At 37.1% G+C, this 25,701-nt stretch carries 17 protein-coding genes; 6 read left to right on the plus strand and 11 right to left on the minus strand.

The features are described from left to right. Position 1: 1 nt before the first annotated feature. The 3 genes from DRF65_RS11310 to dinB form a co-directional block, all read right to left on the minus strand. A complete protein-coding gene (locus DRF65_RS11310) occupies positions 2-319 on the minus strand; it encodes a hypothetical protein (protein WP_115970866.1) in 318 nt (105 codons plus the stop codon). A 130-nt stretch (positions 320-449) separates the two neighbouring features. Next, positions 450-3,497, minus strand: coding sequence for a DNA polymerase III subunit alpha (locus DRF65_RS11315; protein ID WP_115970867.1), 3,048 nt, complete (start codon positions 3,495-3,497; stop codon positions 450-452). Positions 3,498-3,508: 11 nt separating this feature from the next. After that, complete coding sequence (gene dinB / locus DRF65_RS11320) at positions 3,509-4,657, minus strand: DNA polymerase IV (protein ID WP_115970868.1); 1,149 nt, start codon at positions 4,655-4,657, stop codon at positions 3,509-3,511. 77 nt (positions 4,658-4,734) lie between these two features. Between dinB and DRF65_RS11325 the strand changes: the two genes are divergently transcribed. Beyond that, positions 4,735-5,502, plus strand: coding sequence for an XRE family transcriptional regulator (locus tag DRF65_RS11325; RefSeq protein WP_115970869.1), 768 nt, complete (start codon positions 4,735-4,737; stop codon positions 5,500-5,502). Positions 5,503-5,640: 138 nt separating this feature from the next. Here DRF65_RS11325 and DRF65_RS11330 read toward each other — a convergent pair whose 3' ends face one another. The 7 genes from DRF65_RS11330 to DRF65_RS11360 form a co-directional block, all read right to left on the minus strand. Beyond that, on the minus strand, positions 5,641-5,904 hold the full coding sequence (locus DRF65_RS11330) for a hypothetical protein (RefSeq protein WP_123947326.1): 264 nt from the start codon (positions 5,902-5,904) through the stop codon (positions 5,641-5,643). 38 nt (positions 5,905-5,942) lie between these two features. Beyond that, entirely contained in the window at positions 5,943-6,122 is a 180-nt protein-coding gene (locus tag DRF65_RS29255) for a suppressor of fused domain protein (RefSeq protein ID WP_394337817.1), read from the minus strand. A 227-nt stretch (positions 6,123-6,349) separates the two neighbouring features. Beyond that, positions 6,350-6,922, minus strand: coding sequence for a suppressor of fused domain protein (locus tag DRF65_RS11340; protein WP_115970872.1), 573 nt, complete (start codon positions 6,920-6,922; stop codon positions 6,350-6,352). Between the two features lie 124 nt (positions 6,923-7,046). Beyond that, the gene (locus tag DRF65_RS11345) at positions 7,047-7,682 is read right to left on the minus strand and encodes an immunity protein Imm33 domain-containing protein (protein WP_115970873.1); all 636 of its coding nucleotides are present in this window, start codon (positions 7,680-7,682) and stop codon (positions 7,047-7,049) included. A gap of 9 nt (positions 7,683-7,691) precedes the next feature. Beyond that, positions 7,692-11,180, minus strand: a complete 3,489-nt coding sequence (locus DRF65_RS11350) for a DUF6443 domain-containing protein (protein ID WP_115970874.1) — start codon at positions 11,178-11,180, stop codon at positions 7,692-7,694. Positions 11,181-11,185: 5 nt separating this feature from the next. Then, complete coding sequence (locus DRF65_RS11355) at positions 11,186-14,461, minus strand: RHS repeat domain-containing protein (protein WP_115970875.1); 3,276 nt, start codon at positions 14,459-14,461, stop codon at positions 11,186-11,188. A gap of 13 nt (positions 14,462-14,474) precedes the next feature. Further along, on the minus strand, positions 14,475-16,112 hold the full coding sequence (locus tag DRF65_RS11360) for a T9SS type A sorting domain-containing protein (protein WP_115970876.1): 1,638 nt from the start codon (positions 16,110-16,112) through the stop codon (positions 14,475-14,477). 741 nt (positions 16,113-16,853) lie between these two features. On the opposite strand from DRF65_RS11360, the gene DRF65_RS11365 reads away from it, so the two are divergent. The 5 genes from DRF65_RS11365 to DRF65_RS11385 all read left to right on the plus strand — a co-directional run bounded on the left by DRF65_RS11365 (position 16,854) and on the right by DRF65_RS11385 (position 25,392). Then, positions 16,854-17,333 (plus strand): sigma-70 family RNA polymerase sigma factor, encoded by a 480-nt coding sequence (locus tag DRF65_RS11365; protein ID WP_165852215.1) that lies wholly within the window; start codon positions 16,854-16,856, stop codon positions 17,331-17,333. Between the two features lie 93 nt (positions 17,334-17,426). Then, on the plus strand, positions 17,427-18,257 hold the full coding sequence (locus DRF65_RS11370; protein WP_165852216.1) for a FecR family protein: 831 nt from the start codon (positions 17,427-17,429) through the stop codon (positions 18,255-18,257). Positions 18,258-18,404: 147 nt separating this feature from the next. Continuing rightward, positions 18,405-21,482 carry a SusC/RagA family TonB-linked outer membrane protein gene (locus tag DRF65_RS11375; RefSeq protein ID WP_228438645.1) on the plus strand — a complete coding sequence of 1,026 codons (3,078 nt, stop codon included), beginning with the start codon at positions 18,405-18,407 and terminating at the stop codon, positions 21,480-21,482. A 10-nt stretch (positions 21,483-21,492) separates the two neighbouring features. Further along, on the plus strand, positions 21,493-22,869 hold the full coding sequence (locus DRF65_RS11380; RefSeq protein ID WP_115970879.1) for a RagB/SusD family nutrient uptake outer membrane protein: 1,377 nt from the start codon (positions 21,493-21,495) through the stop codon (positions 22,867-22,869). Continuing rightward, positions 22,870-25,392 (plus strand): S9 family peptidase, encoded by a 2,523-nt coding sequence (locus DRF65_RS11385; protein WP_115970880.1) that lies wholly within the window; start codon positions 22,870-22,872, stop codon positions 25,390-25,392. It begins immediately after the preceding gene. Between the two features lie 34 nt (positions 25,393-25,426). Here DRF65_RS11385 and DRF65_RS11390 read toward each other — a convergent pair whose 3' ends face one another. Further along, complete coding sequence (locus DRF65_RS11390; RefSeq protein ID WP_123947327.1) at positions 25,427-25,696, minus strand: hypothetical protein; 270 nt, start codon at positions 25,694-25,696, stop codon at positions 25,427-25,429. Positions 25,697-25,701 lie beyond the last annotated feature (5 nt).

Raw genomic sequence — 25,701 nt, forward strand, 5'->3', positions numbered from 1 at the left:
ATTACCGTTTTATCAAAGGACTATCTTTTGGACAATCTGGTGGACAAGGTGACAATCTTTCCACGATGGGTCCGTCGGTCATATCCTCCCCATCTTTATTGACCCCCACCAATACCAGATTTGTTTGACCTGTGTCACTATCGTATCCATTGTAGATCCGTACTGCTATACAATTTTCCTGCTGTAGAATAGCCTTGATTTTTTCTGCACCTACAGAAAAGGACTTAAGTTGAAGTGGGTTCTGCTCCTGAAAAGAATTTGTGAATTTGATGGCTTCATCTAATGAAATCACTTCCCCTGTATTGATATCTAGCTTCATAATTCATTATTGTTAGTAAGACACTAATTATTAATAGCAATTTACGATTTTTAACTAATTCAAAAAATAAGTTTTATAAAATTGTTTCGTGAAACAATAATTGACAATATTTTTTTTACAATAGCTGTTGTCAATTCAACTTTAAACGAGGAAGTCCGATCTCATGTTCCTGGGGATATGGCGCCCGAAAAGTCATACTGACATCTTCTTTTATTTTCTCCTGTGTTTCAAACCGTTTTTCTTCATCGTGCGCATATCTCGGATCAGCAATGAAGGGCATCTTTGCCATTTTGGTGATAGTGATTGTTGGAAAATGGAAATCGACCTCCACTACGCCCAGAAGTAAATAGCAACCTCCGCCCTGAAAAGGAAACTTTTCAAGGCAATCGGGAAAATGCGCTGTGTCAAAGTAATCCCCATTAACATCTACCCATGTGCCGAAATACATTGTACCTTTCTTCGTAGGTACATGTTTTCGGGAAATCAAATAGGCAAGCATTTTTACTTGCTTTTTATGGTATTGAACAAGTTCATTTGCCATGACCGATCCCCTATATTTCGTCTGCAACAGATCAAAGGGTGTGCAAGACACCGGAAAACTCAATATCTCTATCTCGTCGAACGCATCTTCAAATACATTTCGTTTTAATTCGGGAAACTTGAATTCTTTCACAGGTTCCTCAAATAAGGTTTCAAACCTTCGCTCCGGTTTAAATTCTCCAAGCAATACTCTTGCCTTTAATAATAATTCGTTCTTCGGAACGCCACTAAAACGAAACGCTCCTATAAAAATCAAGGTCTGCAAAGTCTCTATGCCAATTAGAATCCGTTTGATAAAGTCCTCTAACGATTTGTATTCGCCATTCCGCCTCCTTTCTTCTGGAATCAATAGCCCAAGTCTCGATTCGACTTTTTCAAGATGCATAAAGCCCAAATAAATCTCATCGCCATAGATGGTTGCTTGGTGCTCACCCCTATTTACACATGGATTTAATATCTTCCCCCCAGACATCCTTGCTTCGTGGACATATACTTCCGTACGGTAAAAACCTCCCATATTATTAATAACAGACACCATGAACTCTAGCGGGTAATAGACTTTTAAGTATAGACTTTGGTAACTCTCTACTGCGTATGACGCTGAGTGTGCCTTACAAAAAGAATAACCTGCAAAAGATTCTATCTGTCGGTAGATCTCTGCACTTAAATTCTCTGGATGCCCTTGTTGCTTGCAAGATGCAAAAAAATCATCTTTTACTTTTTGCAGTGCACTTAAAGACCTTCCTTTTCCTGACATTGCTCTTCTTAAGATATCGCCATCGGCAGCGGAAACACCCCCGTAATGAAGCGCGATCTTGATTACATCCTCTTGATAGACCATAATTCCGTATGTTTCTCCAAGCTGCTCTTCAAAAACTTTATGGAAGTATTCAAACTTGTCTGGATTGTTATGACGAAAAATATACTCCCGCATCATACCAGATTGAGCAACACCAGGTCTAATAATTGATGAAGCTGCGACAAGCACTTTATAATTATCACATTTCAATCGTCGTAAAAGGCCCCTCATTGCAGGGGACTCGATATAAAAGCAGCCTATGGTTTTCCCCTGACTTAAAAATTCATTGCACTTTTGTTCATCCTTGGATAGACTGGTATTTTTGATGTCGATCTTTATTCCCTTTTTCTCTTCGACCAGCCTAACCGTATCGTTGATCGTCCCAAGTCCCCTTTGGGACAAAATATCAAACTTTTCAAAACCTATCTCTTCAGCAACATGCATATCCCATTGTACAATGGGAAAGCCCTTAGGTGGCATTTCGAGCGCGGTAAAATTTGTCAACGGTTCTTCAGATATAATAATTCCACAGGAATGCATGCTCCGTTGATTTGGAAATTTTTCCAATAGCTTTCCATATTTCTGTACTTGCTGAACGACTTCATCGCGAAATACTCTTTCCGGATTTTTACTCAGCTCATCAAGCTCTTCCTTGGGCAGTCCGAAAGCTTTTCCTACTTCGCGAATGATTGAACGATATTTGAATTCGACATTGGTGCCGCAAAACGCGACATATTCTTTGCCATAGCGATTGAAAATATAATCAAGTATAATATCTCTGTCCTGCCAGCTCCAATCTATATCAAAGTCCGGTGGGCTTTTCCGGTTTAAATTAAGAAATCTTTCAAAATACAAATCTAGCTCAATCGGACATATATCGGTAATTCCCAGACAAAATGCAACAATACTATTTGCTCCACTTCCCCGACCGACGTGCATAAATCCCATACTATTACTGTATCGGATTATATCCCAGGTTATCAAAAAATAGCCGCTGAAATTTAATTCATCAATGACCTTCAATTCCTTTTCAACGCGTAATTTAGCTTGTTCATGGTTCTTGCCATACCGTTTTTCTAATCCTGCAAAGGCTAATCGTGTTAAAAGCCTGAAGTCATCTTTCTTGGAGCCCGTATAAAACTTCTTGTTACGTGGCGTAACGAATGCAAATTCAACGCTGCATTCCGTAAGAATTTTTTGGGTATTCTCGATGATTTGAGGATAATTCTGATAAGTTTCTGATATTGCCTGTCCAGACTTAAAATATTCTGTCCTGTAGCAAACTTCATTTTCTGGTAATTTGGAAAGCAACATATTATTGTCAATGGCCCGCAAAATCCGATGCAGGTTAAATTCCTTCTTAGTACTAAAGGTAACCGGACGTAATATGACCATTTTTGAAATTAGCTTTTGATATTCTTTACGGATCAACATATTCAGGTCTTCCTCCCGAACACCGATATACTCATTGTTATTAAGCTGCTTAGGAATATTACTGAAAGGATAGATGATAAAACAGTTTTGAAAATCTGGTCGTTCTGGTAGGTCAATACCATCACAATTATAGTTTGTTAAAACGCGGTTTACCTCCCCTAGTCCAGCAAACTCTTTTGCAATGGTAATGTAGAGCAATTTACTGCCTTTGCGTACCTCAACACCAACAATTGGTTTGATACCTTTTTCTTCGCACTTTTTCTTGAATTCATATATACCCGTGACCGTATTAATATCCGTTAAAACAAGTTCCTTAACCCCCAATGCAGATGCTTGGCATACAAGATCGTTAATGGACAAGGTTCCAAAACGTAGGCTGTGATAGGAATGGCAGTTTAGATACATAGTGAAGAAAATTACCGTGAAAAATTAAAACCCACGGCTCTACCGACCGCATCTTTTCCGAAACGATTTTTGATGTTATCCATCGTCTGGTAAAGGCTGATGAGTTCGGCGTTGTCTTCAAACAAGTTCATTTGATAACTACCGTGGACCAAGTCTGTGAAACGCAGGCCAACCAAGCGAAGACGCATCCGTCTTGTGTAAACTTTATCAAAAAGTTCAAGCGCAACTCTTGCCAGCGTGTGATCGGATGAGGTATAACTTACACGGCTTTGTTTAGTTTCGGTATCAAAGTTTGAATACCTGATCTTGATCACCACAGTCGATGTCAGCCATTTCTCCTGACGGAGCTGGTGGGCCAACTGTTCAGCCATCCCTGAGATAATACTTTTTACCTCATAAACATCCATCGTATCACTGCTAAAAGTTCTTTCTTTGGAAATTGACTTTCTCTCTGAATACGGTATGACAGGCGTTTCATCAATTCCATTTGCTTTTTTCCATAAGTCGGTTCCATTTTTGCCAATCATCTGTTGGAGTACCTCTACGGGCATTTCTGATAAAGTGCCTATGGTTCTAATTCCAACTCTGGAAAATAACTGGAAAGTAGCATTTCCAACCATTGGCATTTTTCGAATAGACAATGGATTTAAAAAGGAATGGACACCCACTGACGGGATTTCCCTGTGACCATGCGGTTTCGATTCTCCAGTACCAATTTTACTTACAGTCTTATTGATGGATAACGCATAACTAATTGGCAAACCTGTCTCCTTCTCAATTTTGGTACTGAGTTCATTTGTCCATTTATAGGCACCAAAGAATCTATCCATACCAGTAAGGTCTAAGTAAAATTCATCTATTGAAGCTTTTTCCATTACAGGAGCACTTTCTTCAATCACTTCTGTGACGGTATGGGACATTTTGCTGTATAGTTCCATATCTCCTTTGACCACCTTAGCTTGCGGGCAGAGACGTAATGCCATTTTCAGCGGCATAGCCGAACGGACACCAAATTTCCTCGCTTCATAGGAACATGACGAAACGACCCCTCTATCTCCACCTCCAATAATGAGCGGAAGCCCGTTCAACTCTGAGTTGACCAGTCTCTCACAGGATACAAAAAATGTATCCAAATCCATATGTACGATAGCACGCTCCATAACGATCAAATTTCTTTTACAAAATTGCTACTATTTTTAGCAAAATACACTAAATTTGTTGCTATAAATCATAGCAAATGTTATTACTCGCTGAAAATCTGCGCTTTCTAAGGAATGAATTACAAGTTTCGCAACAAAAGGTAGCTGATGCGCTCGTTATTACGCGGGGGCGTTATAGTAAATATGAAGATGGAAAAACCGAGCCACCAATTGATATTCTAATCAAGATATCACGTTTCTATAAAATAAGTGTAGATCTTCTGATTACCCTTGACCTAAGGAAACACAAGCTACAGGAAATTCTTAATTTACCTGATAATAGAATCTTACTTCCCATCAAAACAGATTCAACTGGGGAAAACCAAATTGAAATAGTACCATACAAAGCATCAATGGGCTATTTGGTAGGATACACTGATCCTGAATATATTGAAACTTTAAAAACCATGTCCCTTCCATTTTTACATAATGGAAAGTACAGGGCGTTTCCTGTCGAAGGTGATTCAATGCCACCATACGCGGATGGTACATATATAATTGGTAAATACATTGAAAGCCTGTCCGATATGAAAATTGGAAAAACTTACCTATTGATCACTCGTAATGGATTTGTATTTAAACGGCTCGAAAGTATCAATGAAACTTCAATAACAGTCAAATCTGATAATACTTTTTATGATAGTTATTATATTCCTTTTACCGACCTATGGGAAGCTTGGCAATATGCTGGTAGCTTCTCAAGTCAGGAACAGGAAATTACTGATTTTGCCGATCAAGATGTCAAGGAATTACTTTTAGGCCTAATGAACGAGATTAAAGAGCTGAAAAATGTAATCAAACCTTAGATTCCCCCAAGCAATGTAATTGTTTTAAAGTAAAAAAGTCAGTACTATAGAATAGTTAAAAACTTAATATACAAAGCCTTAAGGTAATATACTGATTTTCCAAATTACAATATTTGTTCCCTTGCAAGGTTACTACGCTTATTGTGGAACAGTTACATACATGCTTGAAGATGAAAAAACTACATCTTCTTCACCTTTCTTTTCTGATAATATCGTTGTAATCCCCGCAATTAGTTGATCTTTATTTTTAACAGGGATAAAACAGGGATAATAATTATTCTCTTTTTTACATTCAACTGTCTTTTTTATAGGGTCTGTAGTACCATCTGATGTCATATAATCAAATTCAACTTTTATTTTTTCGTTAGTAAAGGTTGGAAAATAAAATCTAAACTTATACATAGTCCTATTTTTCATTTTCTACCAAAAATTCTTCTAACCTATTCCAAACCCTCTTGTCTTATCAATTGGGCTTCTTCATTATAAACTCGAACGATTAATGGAAAAATAACTGTTCTATCTTCTAATCGCAGTTCTTGTAAATCATCGTCAAAATAAAATGGCAAGGTAAAATATAATGAATTCATTTTAGTTTCAGATATAGTAAAATCAAATGATATAACATCACCTCTGCGGGATAGTAATGGTTGGTTCTGTCTATTATTACATTTCCGGAGGCATCTTTATAATACGCCAGTCTAATTTTCCAACCTGATCTTACCTAAAAAATAGCACGGATAGTAAGCCGTGCTATAAAATTCATAAACATTTGTTATGATAAATAATCTTTTCTTATTTTCTCTAAAATTTGTAGGAGCAAGAGCTTTACAACAGAATAAAATAATAACTATATTACTGACTTTCTATTAATGTCAAATATGTCAATGTCTTTCTCTTGAAATATATTTTCCAATGCAGATGCTCCATTTTTCATTCTGAATTCTAGTTCCTTATCAGAAATTGGAGTACCTAAAAGCCAATGTACAGTCTTTGTTTCAAGGTGCAATGGCTGCAACTTATCCCACAGAAATGGTGATACAAACATAATGTGTTTCATTTCTGACTCTTCATAATACATGTCAACAATTCGCATAAAGACTGATCCTGGTTGACAATCCCACCTTTTCTTAGTAATATAAAATCCTGCTGTGGATAAAATATTTGCTAACATATCAAACTCTTTATATCCGGCAATAAGAAGCTCAATAGGAATATCTTGAAAATTACCATCTTTCATTTCAATTCTATTGGGGTGGTCAGACACACCTATTGTGCCGAAAATTTTTATGTTGGGATAAATCGGATCATCACATGTAAAAATATCAATAAAACTTATAGTAGCCTCATCCCAATGACGGTCAACCTTTTCATTAATTCCCACTATAGTTGTTATATACTTAGTCAGATTTTCATTTTTCATAGAAATTTTCTCAAATACGAAATTTAGTTTCGATAAATATAAAATATTTTGCTAAGTCTACAACGAAGATTGCAATTCGCTCTATTTCTGACATGCTAATTTTAAGTTGCTTTTAAATTGAGAATTATTCCTCCTCATTCTTTTGTATTTCAATACTTCCTTCTTTCATTAAAAATCTGTATCCAAAAGGCAAAGCTAAATATTTCAAAATATCGGGACGAGCAAAAGCAACATGATAAAAATGCACCATTTTTAATGACTTAATATCGTCATTATAATCATCTGTGATAAGGTACCACCCACTCTCATCCTGAGATGAGTCATATCTAATTCCTTCTATATCTTTTCCTTCGTAAACACCATCAGATATAATAACAGACTGATTGAAATTTGGAAAAAGAGGAGTAAGATTTTGTTGACAACATATTTCCCCTTGTTGCCTAACAACTGAAATTGCAGTATCACAACCTTTATTAAAACCACTACCATCAGGGTTTACTTCATATAGATCATAGAAGTTTTCTTCAACTAGTCTAAATTGTAAAAGCCATGAATAATAGCCAATATTTTGGTTTTCAGAAATAATAGGTTTATTATCTACAATATAATCTATCATGTATTTAATAACGTCTATATAGTTTTCCGGCTCGTTATTACCAATAATGACTCTAATTTCTTTTGTTATATAAGAATCTAATTCTTTGGTTTCAACATAAAGATTATCTACAATATTGATTTGAATTCCTTTGTATGCTATCATATATTTATTCTATTTACTTATTTTCGGTAATATACCCTGCCTTTTCATTCCTGAAATTATTCCCCCTTGACTAGCACTACAATATTTGCAATGCGGGAAAAAAGTTTGTGGCCAGCCATTTGGAACCAAAGCATTTGCAGGTTGGTGATCTAAAATAAAATTTCCCGATTTAGTACCTGGATTTTTTTGACCACAAGTATGACAACCAAGGCTGTAACCTTGTTCCTTAATTGCTTTTCTTTCTGTTGCCGTGAACTTTCTGCTGTGCCCATTTACAGCAGGATAACCTTCTCCAGCAAAAGGCCCTGTGTTTAAAGTTCCATTTTTCTCTACTGCCGCCTTAGAAATAGCTTTAGCCTCGGCTTTAACTTCGTCAATTGCCTTTATTGCCGTGGATTTTGTACCCCGAGATGTTAATACACCTTCAGGCCCTCCTACTGCTGCAAGTGCTATAGTAGCTAAATCAAAAGCACCATTGACAGCTTTCTCTTTAAAGGATTCTTTTGGAACACCTGTGCGCAAAGTTAACCCGCCGTCTTCCTCAACAACATATTTACTTTTTACAGCATCATTGGTAAGAACGTTAATGGTTCGTGCAACGCTATTTGCAACCGCAGCTCTTACACTACTAGCCCCTCCCATAATAAACTCAGCAAACTCCATTGGGTCATTACCAGGAAGGCTCACTTCATTTACTTTCTTAGGTTCTAATCCCTCTAGCTCTCTAGCATCAACCACCCTGTTTCCACTAAAAGCAAAGGTTGACCACGTGTTATAATCTTCTGCAAGCGGGTCAATGTTAAAAAACCTGCCCATCGCAGCATCATAATTCCTCCATCTATAAGAACTCCACCCTGTTTCCATCTGTTTTTCTTGTCCTTGGCTGGAATAGGTGTAATTTGGTGTAATTGAATTACTTGTACCTAACTCTCCGCCAAATTCTAATCCGAAAGGATAGTAATGGTTGGTTCTGTCTATTTTTACATTTCCGGAAGCATCTTTATAATACGCTAATCTGATGTTTCCTACCTGATCTGTATAGTTGTAAATATACTTATTTTGAATAAAATCATAGTACCCTTCTGAAGTAGGTAGAAAATTGAGCTCATTATCAGTATATTGAAACCCGTCCAGGTAATCAGTACTACTCTGAGTTTCTACATTGGTTCTTCCGGAGCCGTACCTATAAACCTTTCTTAGCTTACTCCCAGCCGCACTATAAAGGTATCTGGTATTGACATTATAAGTATTGTGAAAGTCGTGGGAAATGTACTGCTTATCAAATTTTATGTAGTTGGGAAGATTAAGGTAATTGTAGTCAATCTGCAACATCCCTTTATCCACATGGCTGATCATATTGCCATTACCATCATAAGGGATTTGATTTCCAGAAACTTCGGGGTAGCCACCATAATTTCCAGAAGTATCATTTACTGTAATAAGCCTGTTCCCTGTATAGGTATAGGTGAGGTTATCCATCACTACAGCTCCTACATTTGACAACAACCTGTTTCTTTTTAAAGTTTGGATATTTCCGTTGACATCATAGGTCAGGGTTTCATTATAATAATTATTCGGTGGAACCGTGGCAGTAGGTTCTGAGTAAATTCCATTCTTTAGCCTATCCAATCCGTCATACTGATAATTGTATCTTCTGAATTTTCCATCATCCGCGCTTGCCCAGTCGATCTCTGAAATATTTCCATTATATTTTCCTGCAGAAACGTTGGCATAAGAAGGATTATGATATTTGATTTCATAGGCGAAGAGTTTTCCATTTAAGCTGGCAGGATCATTGACCTTGGTAAGCCATCCCCTGATATTGTAAGAAAGATCTACAGACTGCAAAGGTGTTCCTGTAGTATTTCCTGTCTTTTTATTAACAAGCTGCCCGATCTCATTGTAAGTATTTTCTGCCAGTAATTCTTCCGGATTGGTATTCACCTGGTGATATTGTTTCAGAATCCTCTTTTGATTATCGTAAACAAATCTTTCCTTGATTTTCACCTCCGTGTCAGAAGGACTTTTAAGATGCCAGGTGTAGCTCTCTTCCACCATACCCGAAAAATCAACCTTAAAATCTTTTTTGGTATACCCGCCAAGATGGTTCCAGCTCTTTTCCCCAACTTTCCTACCTTTTGTATCGTAATAAAAGTAAGTTTTGGTCCAGTTGTCATCTTCAATGTTTTTTACATAAGAGGCAGTGGGCATATTGAGAGTGGATACCCCACCATTAGCAGTACCATCGTCACTAATTACAAATTGATCAAGAATTTTAGATGGCGGAAATTCTTTTGTATCCCGTGGGTAGCTATCATAATAATTGACTGTTAATACCGTAGATATTGCACCTGCAAAATAATTATCCGTATAATACACCATTATCCCATTCTTATTAAATCCGGAAGTAGTTGGTGTTTCAGTAACAATTACATTATTAATCAGATATTGGTACACAATCCTTTCTTCTGCCCCCGTAATTAAGCCTGTGTAGGCCAGCCTGCCCAACTTATCGTATTTTGTGAGCATCCATTTACTTTGGGCACGTAAGTTAACATCCTGTGAAAGAATAGGCCTATCAGCATTATCATAGACCGTATATTCCCAGCCTTTTCCGGGTAGCTTTTTTTCAACCTCTCTGTCCTGTCCGTCATAACGATACTGATAACATAAGTCATCCAAAATTGACTGGCTGATCACATTATTATTTTGTTCAATTTGTTTGATTGCTAATGACGGAATTACAAATGCCTTCTGATTATATTCGTTATAAACATAGTAAGTATCAATATTCTGTGTTCCATCATTCTTTCTGATAAGTAATGTCTGTCCACGCGCATTTTCAAACTGAGTGACAGGATTTCCATCTTCATCAGTTACCGTATTTTTATAAAGTGTGCCTGCATTATGAAAACCACTGCCAGCAGCAACAGGTATAGAATTAACAGTAGTTGAAATGCCATTTGCCGTACTTATAGAGGTACTTGTTACAAATTGCTTTACTTCATTCCCGGTATTACTTTCATATTTGTATTTTGTGGAATGTCCTGATCCCAATTTCCAAACATCACCTGCCTGTCCCTGTTGTAGAACCCTGTCCAGAGGGGAACTTTCTATTTCTTTTTCAGCATAGGCATTGCTTACTCCATAATAAGAATTAGCTGTATTTTCATTCGTTACTCCTGAATGGATGGATGAATTTTGTGTAGCTATTGGAACAGGAAGTATATCTTTGGTTTGCCTGCCGAAAACATCATAAGTAATTGGTGTAACGAGGTCTTTTCCAGTTGTCGTGGCTTTTACATTGATGACCTGCTTAGCTCTTCCTAATCCATCAAAGTACGTAATCGTTTCTGATTTTTGTGTACAATCACCATTGAGACAGGTTTTTGATTGGATATAGTTTTCCGTTTGCGTTTGTGCATTGGTTACTGATAGGGTTGATATAGACAATAAACCTGTTATTGCCAATAGTTTTCTAATAAATTGCTTTTTCATTGGTGTTACGGTTTATAGTTAAACGTGAATTGCTTAACGGTTCTCATGATGTAATTTCCCGAAGCGTCTTTTTCCCTGACCTTTACTTCTTTGAGCCTATTGGTAGTATCGTAAATATATTGCTCTCTGATTCCGGATGGAGGGATAATATGCGTTACACCCACCAACGGATCATAGGTGTATTTTGTGACCGAACCGATCGGCTTAAAATTTTCAAGCGCTATAAGCAAGGCCGCTTCTTTTGTAGGATCTGTGGCATCTTCATTCGATTTGGCTACAATATCAGAGATAAGGCTTGCAACCTGGCTATAGGTCGCTCCAACGATCTCTGCAATTGGTTCAGTCTTATTATATCCCCAGACAATACTAACTGGAATACCATCCTTTTTCGTGTATTGCAGAATATTCCCCTGTTCATCATATTTATCAAAGCTGACCTCTTTAGAACTTGCATTGTTTAGATTATCATAACTTAAAATAGAAACAGGAAGTACCAGGTTTCCAGTGGCAACGTGTGGTAAAACCGTTGGATAAATGGTCTCTGTTCTGGAAAGGGTTTTTGTTACATTATTTACTGTTTGCACCGTTTTCGTTTCCAAAGGAATACCGATCATATTTTTACTGATCATCAGTGGGTTTCCTTTTTCATGAGCATAACTATAATTTGTTTCCTGGGTAGAACCATCCGTAAATACAGTTTTTGAAGAGGTTAGCTGATAATGGTTCGGGTTGCCATAGCTGCTGAAGCTGGTAGTAGTCACCACAGAATTATCCGGCAGATATTCTGTAGTTTTTACTTCTGTAGGATTGTAAAACCCATAATAGTTGTCATAAAACCCATATGATATATTGAGGAGCTGGTCCTGTGCAGGATCTGGAAAATAGGCAAAGTTTTCTTTAAAGACATAGTTTTTAAGGCTTTTTAGCTGGCTGTACTCATACTTATAAGCTTTTGTAAGCTGCTTCTTAAAAGCCGAATTTTCATATTGATAGCTATTTTCCTCCAGCAATAAATAAGATTTTTCTTCTCCATAATTGGTATCCGCCGTGTTATAAATCTCGGGTGGCCTTCCAATATTATAGCCTGTATTGGGAACATAACTAAACTTTTTCTCTACCGCACTTTTATTTTCTATAACCTCTGTGATATCGGTATAGGTGACCTTGTTTTTTCTATGGTTAAAATTAGGCAGCAGATTATCCTGGCTAGCTGTATAAATATTGACTATCTCTACGGATGGAAATGTACCGGACAGACATGACCTTGAAGTTTGGCGGATAGCAGCTCCTATATAGGTCAGGTTATAATCTGCAACTGACGTTTTGGGGTCTGTAATCTTTGAGAGTGGATTATAATAAAATTTCCGGGTATAGCTATGGCCTTCTACATCAGATTCTTTGATGGAGGAAACCCTACTTCCTCCGAAATATGTTGGTTCATACGTGGTAACATTATGGGCATTATAGTAAATTCTAGCAGCTCCGGATGAGGCTGCGACTCCCTTAACGTTGTATTCCACTGTATAGGTATGCCCGGCTACCGTACCTATAGGAGAAGAACCTGGCGCGTCAGAATCGAATTCTTTAGTAGCATTGCCGGCAACTGTACGCACATTATTTCCTGTTGTTACATCCGTAATAGTTAAAGTATGCTTGACCAACTTAGGCTCCGGCTCGTAACATCCTTGTACCGGATCAGGGCCAGCCACTGCAAAATAATGAATATCCTTTCCATTGGAAACAAAAGTAAAGGTCCCTGTGGGAAAATGATGGGACGCATCACAGGGATTATATCGGGCTTCCACACCACCTAACTCCATGATTTCTTTGGTGGTGGCTCCAGCGCTTGAATTGGGATCATAAAAAATTTCGGAAATTCCTTTGGTTGGATGGGTGATTTGTTTTAAATTCCCTGTTGAGGCCCATGATGGCAGCACTTCCCTGTTAGCAGAAAGCATTGTTAAAGGCATATAAGCTCCCATCAATTTAAAAATACCAAAGTTATTGGTAGGTCCGGGAACAGGGAAAGGGGAAACATTACTGGCATTATTGGGATAACCATAGTAATCAACATTCAGACTAAATCTTGCCGGAAGTTTTTCCAGATTATAATAGCTGAAATCTGTACTGGTGTTTTTAGTAACGTTTTTTAATGATTTTAAAAAATGTCTGTTTCTGGTAGTGGTTTCGTTAGAAGGTAGATTATAATACGTAGCGGCAGTTAGTGCCTGGACATCCTGATATTCCAGGTTATATTTTTCCACCAGTAAATTCCCGTTTTTTATTTCAATGGAAGTCAGAAGGTTATTTTCAGCATTGCTGGTAAATAAATCATTTCGCGCTTTTCCATAAATGAAAGAAACATTCTTATTATCTTCTGAAATAAGAGTAAGTCTCGGTTTGTAGGATTGCTGGCTTACTTTGTTTTTAACAATATCACTGTAAGTATATTGAACCCCCGTTGGATCACTCGGGCATTTTTGAAGTAGATTAAACCCTGCATTCAATGAGGAATAATAATTGAGATTTTCTGTGATATAAGTAAAATTAGTTTCCTTTTTGTCGGGGCTGATTATTTTGTATAAATACCAGCCTGTAATGGCACTCCGGTCAGGTCCGGCGCTTTGAGTGGTGGACCTTTCAATATTCTCTACCGACCCTCCAAAATAATATTCTGTCCCGGTTTTATCGGTCAATTTAAAACGGAATAGTTTTCCGTATCCAAATACAGGGGCATTCAGATCAAAAATTTCAATTTTCACCTTATCTTTTGACTCTGTAAAAACCTGTAAATTACTGTTAATATAAAAACTACCGGATAATCCATTGGCCACTGAAAAATTAAACCAGTCATATTCGGTATCTATTGCATTTCCTGTTCTTGCAGCTTCTTTTATGGCAAGTAAATCAGCGGTTTCACTAATCGTTTCAGGTTTCCAGTTGGTATTATTTTCGTCTGTTTCATCTTTTACCACTCTTGAAATAACGCCCGGAGCGGTCAGTATCCAGGACATTCCAGTGCTAGTCCCAATATCATCTGCTCTAACGCCACTGGAGTAGCTTAAAGATATTGGGGTACGGAGTTGGCTATAAATAGGAATCTGATGGGTAAAATCACCGTTGGAAGATTGTTCAAAGCTGATCCTGCTACTGGCAAATGTTTCCTGGGATGGAGCTACTATTTTGGGTAATCCGTAATTGTTATTGGGCTCGGATGACGCCTGCCCACTGTATAATTGAAATGCCAGAAGCATACAAATGGGCACATTTATTTTTTTCATGATTTTTAGTTTTTTATTTTTTAATCAATTTAGCATTCGCCGTTTTATTCGTATCCGTTTTTATGGTCACCAGATAAGCACCCTGAACAAGCGCTTGTGTACTCAATTTGGTAACATTATTTTTAGTTTTTATATTCTGAAGCTGTCTTCCACTCATGTCGTACAGCATAATGTCAGCTTCCTTAAAATCAAAGCCTATTTCTACATAAGCATAGTCTGAAACAGGATTCGGATAGATCTTTATATCATGCTTTTCGATCAGCTGATCCACCTGTTTGTCTCCCAGCTTTACAATCTTCCAGTTCTCTTTTCCTAATTCCTCAGCACTGGTTCCGGCCAGAACAATTGAGCCGTCTCTGTTAAGTTTCAGATCTGAAAGTCTCTCCTCTCTTTTTCTGGAGTCTCCATTTACATGTTTTCTCCACTGTTCATTTCCGTTGCCGTCAAGATAGAGCATCCAGAAGGTTTCATCATCTTTCTCTATTCTTCCTTCCGCCTGAGTATAACCACCCAGCAATATTCCTTTGGTGGCATCCTGATTCTTGGCTCTCAGCTCTTGACTCTGTATCACATTCATCCCCATTAAAATATCCCTGTTCTTGAAATTGTAGGATTTCTGCCATTGTTCATCTCCTCTTTCGTTCAAAGAAATAAGCCAAAGGTCTGTACCTTCTTCTATGCCCACTGATTTATTTCCGGATCTTTCGGATCTGGATTCTCCTCCGATAATAAAACCGGTTGAAGTTAAAGCCAGGGTTCTGATATGGTCATCTCCTTCTCCTCCAAAGTTCTTTTCCCATTCTACTTTTCCGTTTTTATCCAGTTTGACGATCCAGTAGTCGCCTTCACCGAAATTGCTGCTGGCTTTTGGCATTTGGCTAATGGCTGTTGAGGCAGCAGGTCTTTCAGTCGAAGGTTTAGTTTCAGAATTCCCAATTCCGGAACCCGAACCCCGAACCTCGGAACTCCTCGAATAGATTCCCAATAATGCTCCGCCGTCTTTTGTTGGGATCATTTTCTCTACTTCGTCTAATCCTCTTCCCCCTAGAATAAGCTGAGAAAGCTCTTTTCCCTCTTTATCCAGTCTGGTGACCCAGACATCTTTGGAACCATACCCTTTGGATGAGTTTTGCATATTTCCGGCTACAAAAAATCCTAAGTCAGTGGTTTGAACGACTGCTTTGGCTTCTTCATCTGAAGATGTCCCCAAGGTTTTCTGCCACAGTTCATCGCCAAATTCATTCAGCCTGATCAGCCAGATATCCGATCCGCCTTTGGAATCGTCTTTTTTATCAAGCCCTTTGCTTGAATACGTGGTGCCTGAAACCAAAAATCCTCCATCCTGCGTAGTAACCGTTGCTGATAAATAATCATGGTTTTGTCCGGCGATATATTTCTCCCAAACCTGTTCGCCCTGTTGGTTGAGTTTTATCAGATGGAAATCATAACCATTGTTCTGTTTACCGTCTTGTAGCTTACTGCTCTGAATGGAGCTTCCCGTGATCAGGTACTGCTGATCGATAGTAGTGGTGACCTGGCTTAAAAAATCCTGTGTATTGGATTTAATATCTTTTTGCCAGACTACTGTTTCCTGGGCGTTAGTGCCTGCAATTGAGCACAACACGAGCACACACACGTAAGTTTTTCTCATAAGTGTTTATGTTTTATTATTATAGGCTAAATTTAAACAAAATGATATTTCACAGCACTGGGGTTTTTCCCATATTTTATTTCGTGTTTTTACGGATAATCAACTTTTTCTTGATATTTTAATCCTGCAATCAAGAGTCCGTAAAAACACTATTTTTCATATGGGGATTTTACGGATGCTGAAAGCAAATGAATGAAAATCCACGAAATATCACCAGGGTTGTCTAAATGGTCTGTAAGTCTATCATCAAAAATTCATCAGTTTTCTTTACTCTTTGAATTATCATTGGTACTTAAAGTGTTTTGTTTTCGTGCAGCGAATTTATAGCGAGATGGCGTCAGAACCTGTCGTATTATAATTCAATATTTTCTGAATTTTGCACAAGCACGCTATTGGGAAATACAAAAGCCATGAAACTAGGCACACTATTGTAAAAAAGCAGTGCGGAGAGCCCACAAGCAAATAGATGGCCTAGACCATTCGTAAGTATATACTGTCGGTTAGATACAAATATTTTCAAACGGCAAATATTGCTTGTTAGAATTTACTAAATCACAAAAACACCTAAATAGCGATTAAAGTTCAGTAATCACATATTTCTATGTAATAATTTTAACAAATAAATACAGTTTCACTATATTTATCTAATAAGTTAATAAAATATACTTAATTTTGTGTACTACGATTTTTCTCCAATCTAACATGTCCTTCCTTCCTAAACATATAATAGATGCTGAAACTATGTATAAAATTATCTATAATACATATCAGCAACGCGTATTTAGCTATGTCGCTGGAAGAATCACAGATAGAAATGATATCCTTGACATTTCTCAAAATGTATTTGTTCATCTTTGGCAGTACAGAAAATCGCTAGGCGGCAGTAACACAGAAAATATTATTTTTAAAACATGCAATCAGGAAATCTTCAACTTTCTTGCAGCAAAAACCAAACAACCGATCAATGTCGCATATTATGATAAAGCAGATGATTCTTTAGACCTTTTGCACGATAAAATTGAAAAAGAAGAACTACTCAAAACAGTTGAAGAAAACATTGAATTACTACCAAATCCTAGGAGACAGATTTTTACTATGCACAAACTAAATGGAGTCAGTCAAGAACAAATTGCAGATCAATTAAACTTGTCTAAAAAGTCGGTCAAGAAACAGATTGCTAAAGCAATGATTTTCCTGAAAAAACAGCAAAACAATTCTTAAAAATTATTAATTAAAGTTAAATTTAGTTAATGTTTCAGTTTAAGGGGGGGCTAATCCACACATTTCATGGTAAATGTAATAAAGCTCTCAATTATGGACAAAGACCATCATCAAATTGAACCGTTATCAAATCAGGAATCTGAGGAGATGTGGAAAAATGTGATAGCTCGCATTAGAGTACAAGAAGCGAAGAAAAGAAAAAAGAAACATGCTTTATATTCAATGATCATGACAACCGCTGCGATCTTAATCATTGGCGGTATCTTCATTTATGAATCCTACTTTAAACCGGATGTCTATCATGCAAAAGATGACATCACTGAGGTAGTCTTAAAAGACGGTTCGCAGGTCACACTCCTCAAGGGAGCCAAATTAACAGTTGACAAATCCTTCCCTTCTGATACAAGGGATGTATTTCTTGAAGGAAATGCAGTTTTTGAGGTCAGCAAATCAAAGAAACACCCATTTATCGTACACGCAGGTTCCTATGAAGCTAAAGTGCTAGGCACTGTCTTTAAAGTGACGCAAACAGGAACTACCTTTAATGTGGATCTTTACGAGGGCAAAGTACAGGTGAGCAACTCAGCAAAACCCAAAGAGTCTTATGTTATACATCCCAAGGAAACATTTTCAAATATGGGTTCAAACCGAGTTGCTATAGTAGCACCTACAATTAATACGGGTAACAAAAACAAAAATATTACTGCAACCCTCGCCTTTACTGACTTTTATTTACAGGATGTTCTAAAGATTGTTGAAAAGAAATATGCAATTAAAATCAAATTTCCTATAGATAAAGCTTCATCAAAAATATCAATTTTGAGTCAGGAAGCGACAGCAGATGAACTCATTGAAAGGATTTCGGTACAACTAAACCTAACTATAAAAAAAGCCAATGATAATACTTTTGAATTGGAGGAGTAACCTCCGGTCTATGATTACTGCGGACATGATCCCAGACATTTAACGTATGATAAGTTGGAAAAAAGCAGACCGACGGTTGCGCCCGTCGGTCCTGTATCCAACTAATAAAACTAACGGAATTATTAATTTTTAAATACATGCAAAAATATGAAAATTTTATGCAGTGCCGCTGTATTTCTCTTATTCGGCTGGCAAGGGCTACAAGCCCAACAGAATCTCTCGCAAATGCGGGTAAATTTTGAAATCGGTAAAACTCCTGCACCACAAGCAGTTGAAAAGTTTCTTACCGAAAATGGCATACAGTATAATTACTCGTCAGATGACTTGAAAAATTATACTGTCCAACCTTTCAAGTGTAAAAACGAGGCAGTAATGGATTGTTTGAAAAAGCTGCTAAAAGACATACCGGTCGAGCCATTAATATATAACAATAGCATCATTATCCGTCCAAAAAAGAACAAGGCACTATCGGCTAATATTGGAGCACCTACGCCTGCTATTATACAAGCTGACACCATACGAGAATCATCTGATATCCATACCATCGACGAGGTAGTGCTGAATGCTGGTTACTATAAAGTTTCTAAAAAAGAGCAAACTGGGAGCATTGCAACAATCAGTTCTAAAGAAATCCAGAACCAGCCAGTGAATAACGTTTTATCCACTGCACAAGGAAGAATGGCTGGAGTAAGTATTACACAAAATGGTGGTACTCCTGGTGGAGGCTATCAAGTTCAAATCCGTGGAAGAAATAGCTTAAGAACAGTTGCCAATAGTGGCATTGATGGTAGCCTACCCCTGTATGTTGTCGACGGAGTACCGATCGGAGGTGAAGTTTCGTCACGCTATGGCGCAACTTCTTTACCATTCGCTTCAATCAACCCCTTAAACAGCATTAACCCCCAGGATATTGAGTCGCTGGAAATCCTTAAAGACGCCGACGCAACCGCAATATATGGTTCCCGTGGCGCGAATGGCGTTATTTTAATAACTACAAAAAAAGGAAAATCTGGAAAACCACGATTAAATTTCACGACATCTTACGGCATTAGTAAAGCAATATCGAACCTAAAATTAATGGATACGGAACAGTACCTGAATATGAGGCGTCAAGCATTTAAAAATAACGGTGTTACTGCCTATCCAGCTACTGCTTATGATATTAATGGAACGTGGGATCAAAACAGAAATACGGATTGGCAGAAAGAACTTTTCGGTAAAACTGCAACATTTTCAAATAACCTTTTGTCGGTTACTGGTGGAAGTGAAACCACAACTTTTTTATTGAGTTTCGGGCATAATGAACAAACGACAGTATTCTCTGATAAGTTCAATTACAAAACCAATACTATTTCGGGTAACATATCGAATCGATCGACGGATAAAAAATTCCAGCTAAACCTAAGCAATCTCTTTTCAAATCAGAAGAACAATTTTGTCAATGGTGATGTTACAAGGCAGGCTTTTATCTTACCTGCAAATGCCCCCGCATTATATACTGCTGATGGAAGTCTAAATTGGGAGAAGAATACATTTACTAATCCTGCTGCAGCATACAATGGAACATATTCCTACGACAATCTCCAATACCTTACGAATCTAAATACACAATATGAACTAATTCCCAATTTAATACTGAAGCTTAATACCGGCATTAATTACCAAGCATTTGAAGAATGGGCATTAAGTCCAAACACAATTAACAATCCCGCATATATCTCTGGCCAATCAAGTGCTTATTCCAGTGCCTCCAAAAGTAATAACAATCGTTTTTCCTATATCATTGAACCGCAAATAAACTGGAAGTACAACAAAGGAATTCACAAGTTGGATATACTTCTTGGAGCATCATATCAACATGAAAAAAATGGGACTAGCTCAATGCAAGGCTCTGGCTTTGAATCTAACGTATTTATAAAAAATATTGCAGCCGCGAAATACAAAACCATCAATGATCAGATTACAACAAACTACAAGTACGCTGCATTATTTGGTAGAATTAACTATCAGCTAGCAGACAAATATATTTTAAATATTACGGGAAGACGTGACGGTAGCAGTAGATTTGGACCCAACAATAAATTCGCAAACTTTGCGGCACTCGGAGCTGCATGGATTTTTTCTAAAGAGAATATGCTCAAAGATAGCAAGTGGCTTAGCTTTGGAAAGCTAAGAGCAAGCTATGGTACAACTGGAAGCGACAATATTGGCGATTACCAATATTACGATACCTACAGTGTAACCAATTCACAATATGATAACATTACAGGTCTAATACCATCACGACTGTATAATGGCGACTTCAGTTGGGAAAAGACAAGAAAGATGGAAATTGCTTTAGAGCTGGGCTTTTTCAATAACCGGATTAACATAAATACAGCATGGTACAACAACAGATCATCAAACCAACTCATAGGTTACCAGCTTCCCAATCTAACCGGGTTTTCCTCTGTGCTGGCAAACTTAGATGCAACAATACAAAACACCGGGCTGGAAATTGAATTCAACGCAAAACCATTATCATCCAACACATTTCGTTGGGATACATCATTTAATATCAGTTTCCCAAAAAATAAACTGATCTCTTTCCCGGGTCTGGAAGGTTCTACTTACGCTAACCAGTTCGTTATAGGGCAACCTACTTCAACAATAAAATTGTATAATCTGGAGGGCATAAACCCCGAAACAGGTCAATATATTTTTACAGATTACAACGGCGATGGAAAAATTACGGCCGACGATAAACAGGCTATCGAAAATATTGCAATGAAGTATTTTGGTGGCTGGAATAATACCTTTAAATACAAAAATTGGAATTTATCATTTCTCTTTCAATATGTAAACCAGTCAAAAAGAAATTATAATGCAAATATGCCCTCTCCCGGGCTCATGAATAATTTACCTGTCGAAGCTTTAAACGTCTGGTCACCGAATAATCCAGCTGGCATTTACATGCCTTATAGATCTTCATCAAATCCTATGCATTCCCAATTCCAGAGTAGTACGGCATCTGTGTCGGATGGTTCTTTTATACGGTTGAAAAATGTGGAAATTGGTTTTACTATTCCACTTAGGGAAAGCATCTTCCGCGAAGTCAGAATATTCTTTCAGGGACAAAATCTGATAACGTGGACTAAATATTTTGGTGTTGACCCCGAATCAGGTTCAGGGTCATTTCTTCCGCCATTAAAAACTTACACCTTCGGCGTAACATGTAACCTTTAAAACAATAGAAATGAAAACAATAAAACATATCATCATTATCCTAATTCTTGCAATCGTGCAATATTTATTAGTTTCCTGTGAGAAACTAATCGAAGTAGATTTACCCGAAAATCAAATCGGTTCTCAGCAGGTTTTTGAAGACGTCGGTACAGCGAACTCTGCTTTAGCCGGACTTTACGCAGGTTTATGGGATAATTCGCCGTTGGCAGGTGACCAATCGGGGAGCCTCCTGTCAATTTATACGGATGAAATGGACTTTTTTGCACTAAACTCCAATCCCGGAATGGCAGAAATTTTCCAAAATCAACAAATTGACAGTAACAGCTCCATTGCTAACTATTGGACGAATGCCTACCAAAAAATTTATCAGGCAAATGCAATCATCGAGGGCTCGGAAAAATCTTCTTCATTACCTACAATGGAGAAAAACAGGATAAAAGGAGAAGCTTTGCTTGTTCGATCTGTCCTATACTTTTATCTTAATCAGCTATTTGGTGATATCCCTTACGTAATATCAACAGATTATCAGATCAATAAAAACATTTCCAAAACTAATGGGTTAGAAATGCTTAATAAACTTGAAAATGATCTGACAACTACGGTTTCTTTGCTTACGGATCAATATAGAAGTCCCGAGAGAATTATTCCCAATCGAAAAGTTGCACAGTTGGTATTAGCTAAAATATTGGTTTTAGAGAAAAAATACGCTGATGCTGAAATTCTTCTGAAACAGATTAATTCAAGCTCTCTTTATCAATTTCAACCTGATATCTCGAAGGTTTTTAAGAAAAACAATAGTGGTGTGCTCTGGCAGCTTAAACCCCTTAATCAAGGTCAGGCAACGAAAGAAAGCGTACTTTATTTCTTTTCAAATACTGCTCCTCCTTCTTATGCGCTATCTAGCTCTTTAATTAATTCATTTTTACCAACTGACTTACGTAGACAACAATGGATTGCCTCAGTTTCTGCAAGCGGGCAAACTTGGTACCGGGTAGAAAAGTATAAAAACAAAACTGATAATCCTGATGAATATTCCGTGGTATTCAGATTAGAAGAAGTGCTTCTCTTGTTGGCGGAAACTCTTGCGAGTCAGGGAAAAATTGATGAGGCTCTACCTTACTTAAATGCTACCAGACTGCGAGCTGCGTTAAGTCCAATTTCACAGCCTATCAATCAACAGAATATCTTGAATGAGATTCTAATGGAAAATAAAAGAGAATTTTTTACTGAAATGGGACATCGTTTCTTTGATCTAAAAAAAGCCCAAAAATTAGATACGTTAGTGCCAACTAAACCCAATTGGAAAAATTTCCACCAAAAATGGCCTTTACCGCAAAAGGAACTGCTTCTAAATTCAAATTTAAAACCACAAAATTCAGGCTATTAAATGAAAACGCTTGTAAAAATACTATTAATACTGGCATCCACTTTCTATGGATGCCAGCAATTAACAGAACCTCCCAAAAAAAACGCAGATAATTCTGTTAATTATACAATACGAAATTTACTGACATCTAAAGATGGAAGATGGATGACAGTAAAGCAACAACACCCAAAAAACACGGATACCCTATTGGTTTTTGACGCCAATAAGCCTGAAATTCCTATTGCAAAATTTGCGAAAATGACTGACAGGCAATTATTCATTAAAAATAACAAACTCCTTGTTTCAGGAAACGGAAAGGCTATTTTAATAGATCTACTCAATTTAAAGCAAATCGATTATCAAAAGATAAAGACGATAGATTATTTGCCAATACTTGATCGCTATCTGATTCTTGACCAAGAAAATACGCTCACGGTCTACAATAGCATTGGAAAGATTCTAGCAAAAATTAAAAATGTGAAAGGAAATATTCTTACAGATTCTGCTAAAACGATGCTTTTTGTAACATCAAAGAACGACAAAAATGAAGTTTTAGATTTAAGTACTGAATTTCCAAAAATCGTATACAGTTCCGCTAAAGAAATAACTCGGATAGACCTTTCGAAATCCGCCAAAATGCTGATGATTACCGAGCGTGACAACGATTTACTAAAACCAATATTCATAAATACTAGGTCTGGCGATATTCAACCTTTGAAGAATATCGAATTTCAAGATTCAGAATCAATCGAGTTTACAGAAGTGAAAAATGAGAAAGCTTATTTGATACAGTTCAAAACCAAAGTACCAATGCGTAAAATGCCTCAGATATGGTATGGAAATGATGGAAATCTACAGCAAATGGAAGATGGTTTTTCCACAAAATTCAAATTTATATATTGGCGACCAACTGACGGGTCGGTTACTGAACTTCCTAGTAAAAATGCTAATCGAATTTATACTTCATTCAACAACGAGCGTTACTTATTAGCATTTGACCCTATAAGCTGTCACAATTATGAGACCGAACAAAGGTTAATAGATGTTTATTTATATGACCTGCAAGAAAATAAATACAGACAAATATTCAGCAAAGTTTCACGGATAATATATTCCCCTGATGGACATTATTTGTTAGCACTGTCAGAAAAGGATAAAACTGAGAAGCAATGGGCGCTTGTAGATATAAACATGAATACCCATCATAACATCATTTCGAGGGCACTGCTCCAAAATCCTGTTTTTAGCGCAGACAATATGTATATATTCTTCGAAGGTAATGCTGAGGTTTGGCGTTATTCGATTAAAAACAGTTTATTAAAGCAATTTAAGTTACCTGTTGATAATCCTTCCTTTGAGAAAACGAGCAAATTTTCTAACCGTGGCGCATACACGTTTTTTAACATTCCTATTGAGTCAAACTTTATAGATGATGCTCAGTCACTTATAATCCGTACAAAAGATAAGGACAACAAAACCACATTTTTTGCATTACAAAAAAATTCGCTCAGAAAAATTCTTTCAACAAACCCAGATAGAATAAAAGAAATCCTGATCGATACACAATTAAAAAATGCCTTTAGCATTGAGGAGAATTATAATACACCACCAAAGATCATCGCCACAAAATTATCCAATGGAAGTGGAAGAATAATTTTCACATCCAATAAAGATGATAAGATTACAAAGAATCTTAGACAGGAAATTATATCGTTCACCGACCCATTTGGAAACAAACTAAAAGGAACACTCTTTTACCCGATGGACTTTGATGAAACAAAGACATATCCAATGATTGTTCGTATCTATCAGATGCAGTACATGCAAGCGAATGAATACCTAGTATCAGGAATGTCAAGCCCTATCTATGATAAAAAAGCTTTGATAGAAAAAGGATACTTTGTCTACGAACCTGATATTTCCCCAACACCAATTGGGTCAGGAGAAGTGGCTTTAAACTGCGTTAATCTTGCACTTGACGCAATAAAAGAAAAAAAATACATTGACAAATATAATATCGGATTAACAGGACATTCATTTGGTGGTTATGAAACCAACTATATAGCCACGCAATCAAAGAGATTTGCAACCTATATTTCGAGTGCAGGAATAAGCGATTTAATTGAGTCGTATTTCTCTTACAATTATAATTTTCATTTTCCCGATTATGCAAGGAAAGAAAATAATCAGCATAATTTTCCGGCCTTTTCTGAAAACAAAGAGGTTTATCTCGCCAACACCCCTGTGCTTTTCGCGGAACAGGTGAGCGCACCAATATTACTATGGTCGGGATTAGAAGATCAAAATATACCTCCAAAACAGATACAGGAATTCTATATAGCCCTTAAACGAAATAAAAAAGATGTTATCGCTCTTTTTTATCCTAATGTTGGTCATGTAATGTTCAATGGTACACCGGAAGCCGAAGATCTAAAAATTCGAATTCAGGAATGGTGGGATTACTTTTTAAAAGGCAAAACAAATGTGGAATGGATAAATAAACAAATAAAACCAATCTGCAAAAATGAGAGTTTTGTAAACTGAAAAGGATGCCAAAAAATTGGCATCCTTTCAACTTTTAGTTTTGCGGAACTTTAAAAAGTGGATTTCCACACATTGTTCCTGAAGAAGGCTGTTGACGGAGCGTAATGGACGCATTCTCTGACCATGTACATGCTTCATCACTAGCCACTGTACTACAATCTTCATGTGTATTCACACATAGATTTTGGTTGTTATCAAAAACATAACCATCAACGATTGCTTTTGCTGCTTTGTCAGCCTTGCCTGCATAGGCTGCTCCCGCACCCATCAATAAGATGGCAACTGGAATTAAGATCTTTCTCATAATTC

This window comes from Chryseobacterium pennae (assembly GCF_003385515.1).
GTDB lineage: Bacteria > Bacteroidota > Bacteroidia > Flavobacteriales > Weeksellaceae > Chryseobacterium > Chryseobacterium pennae.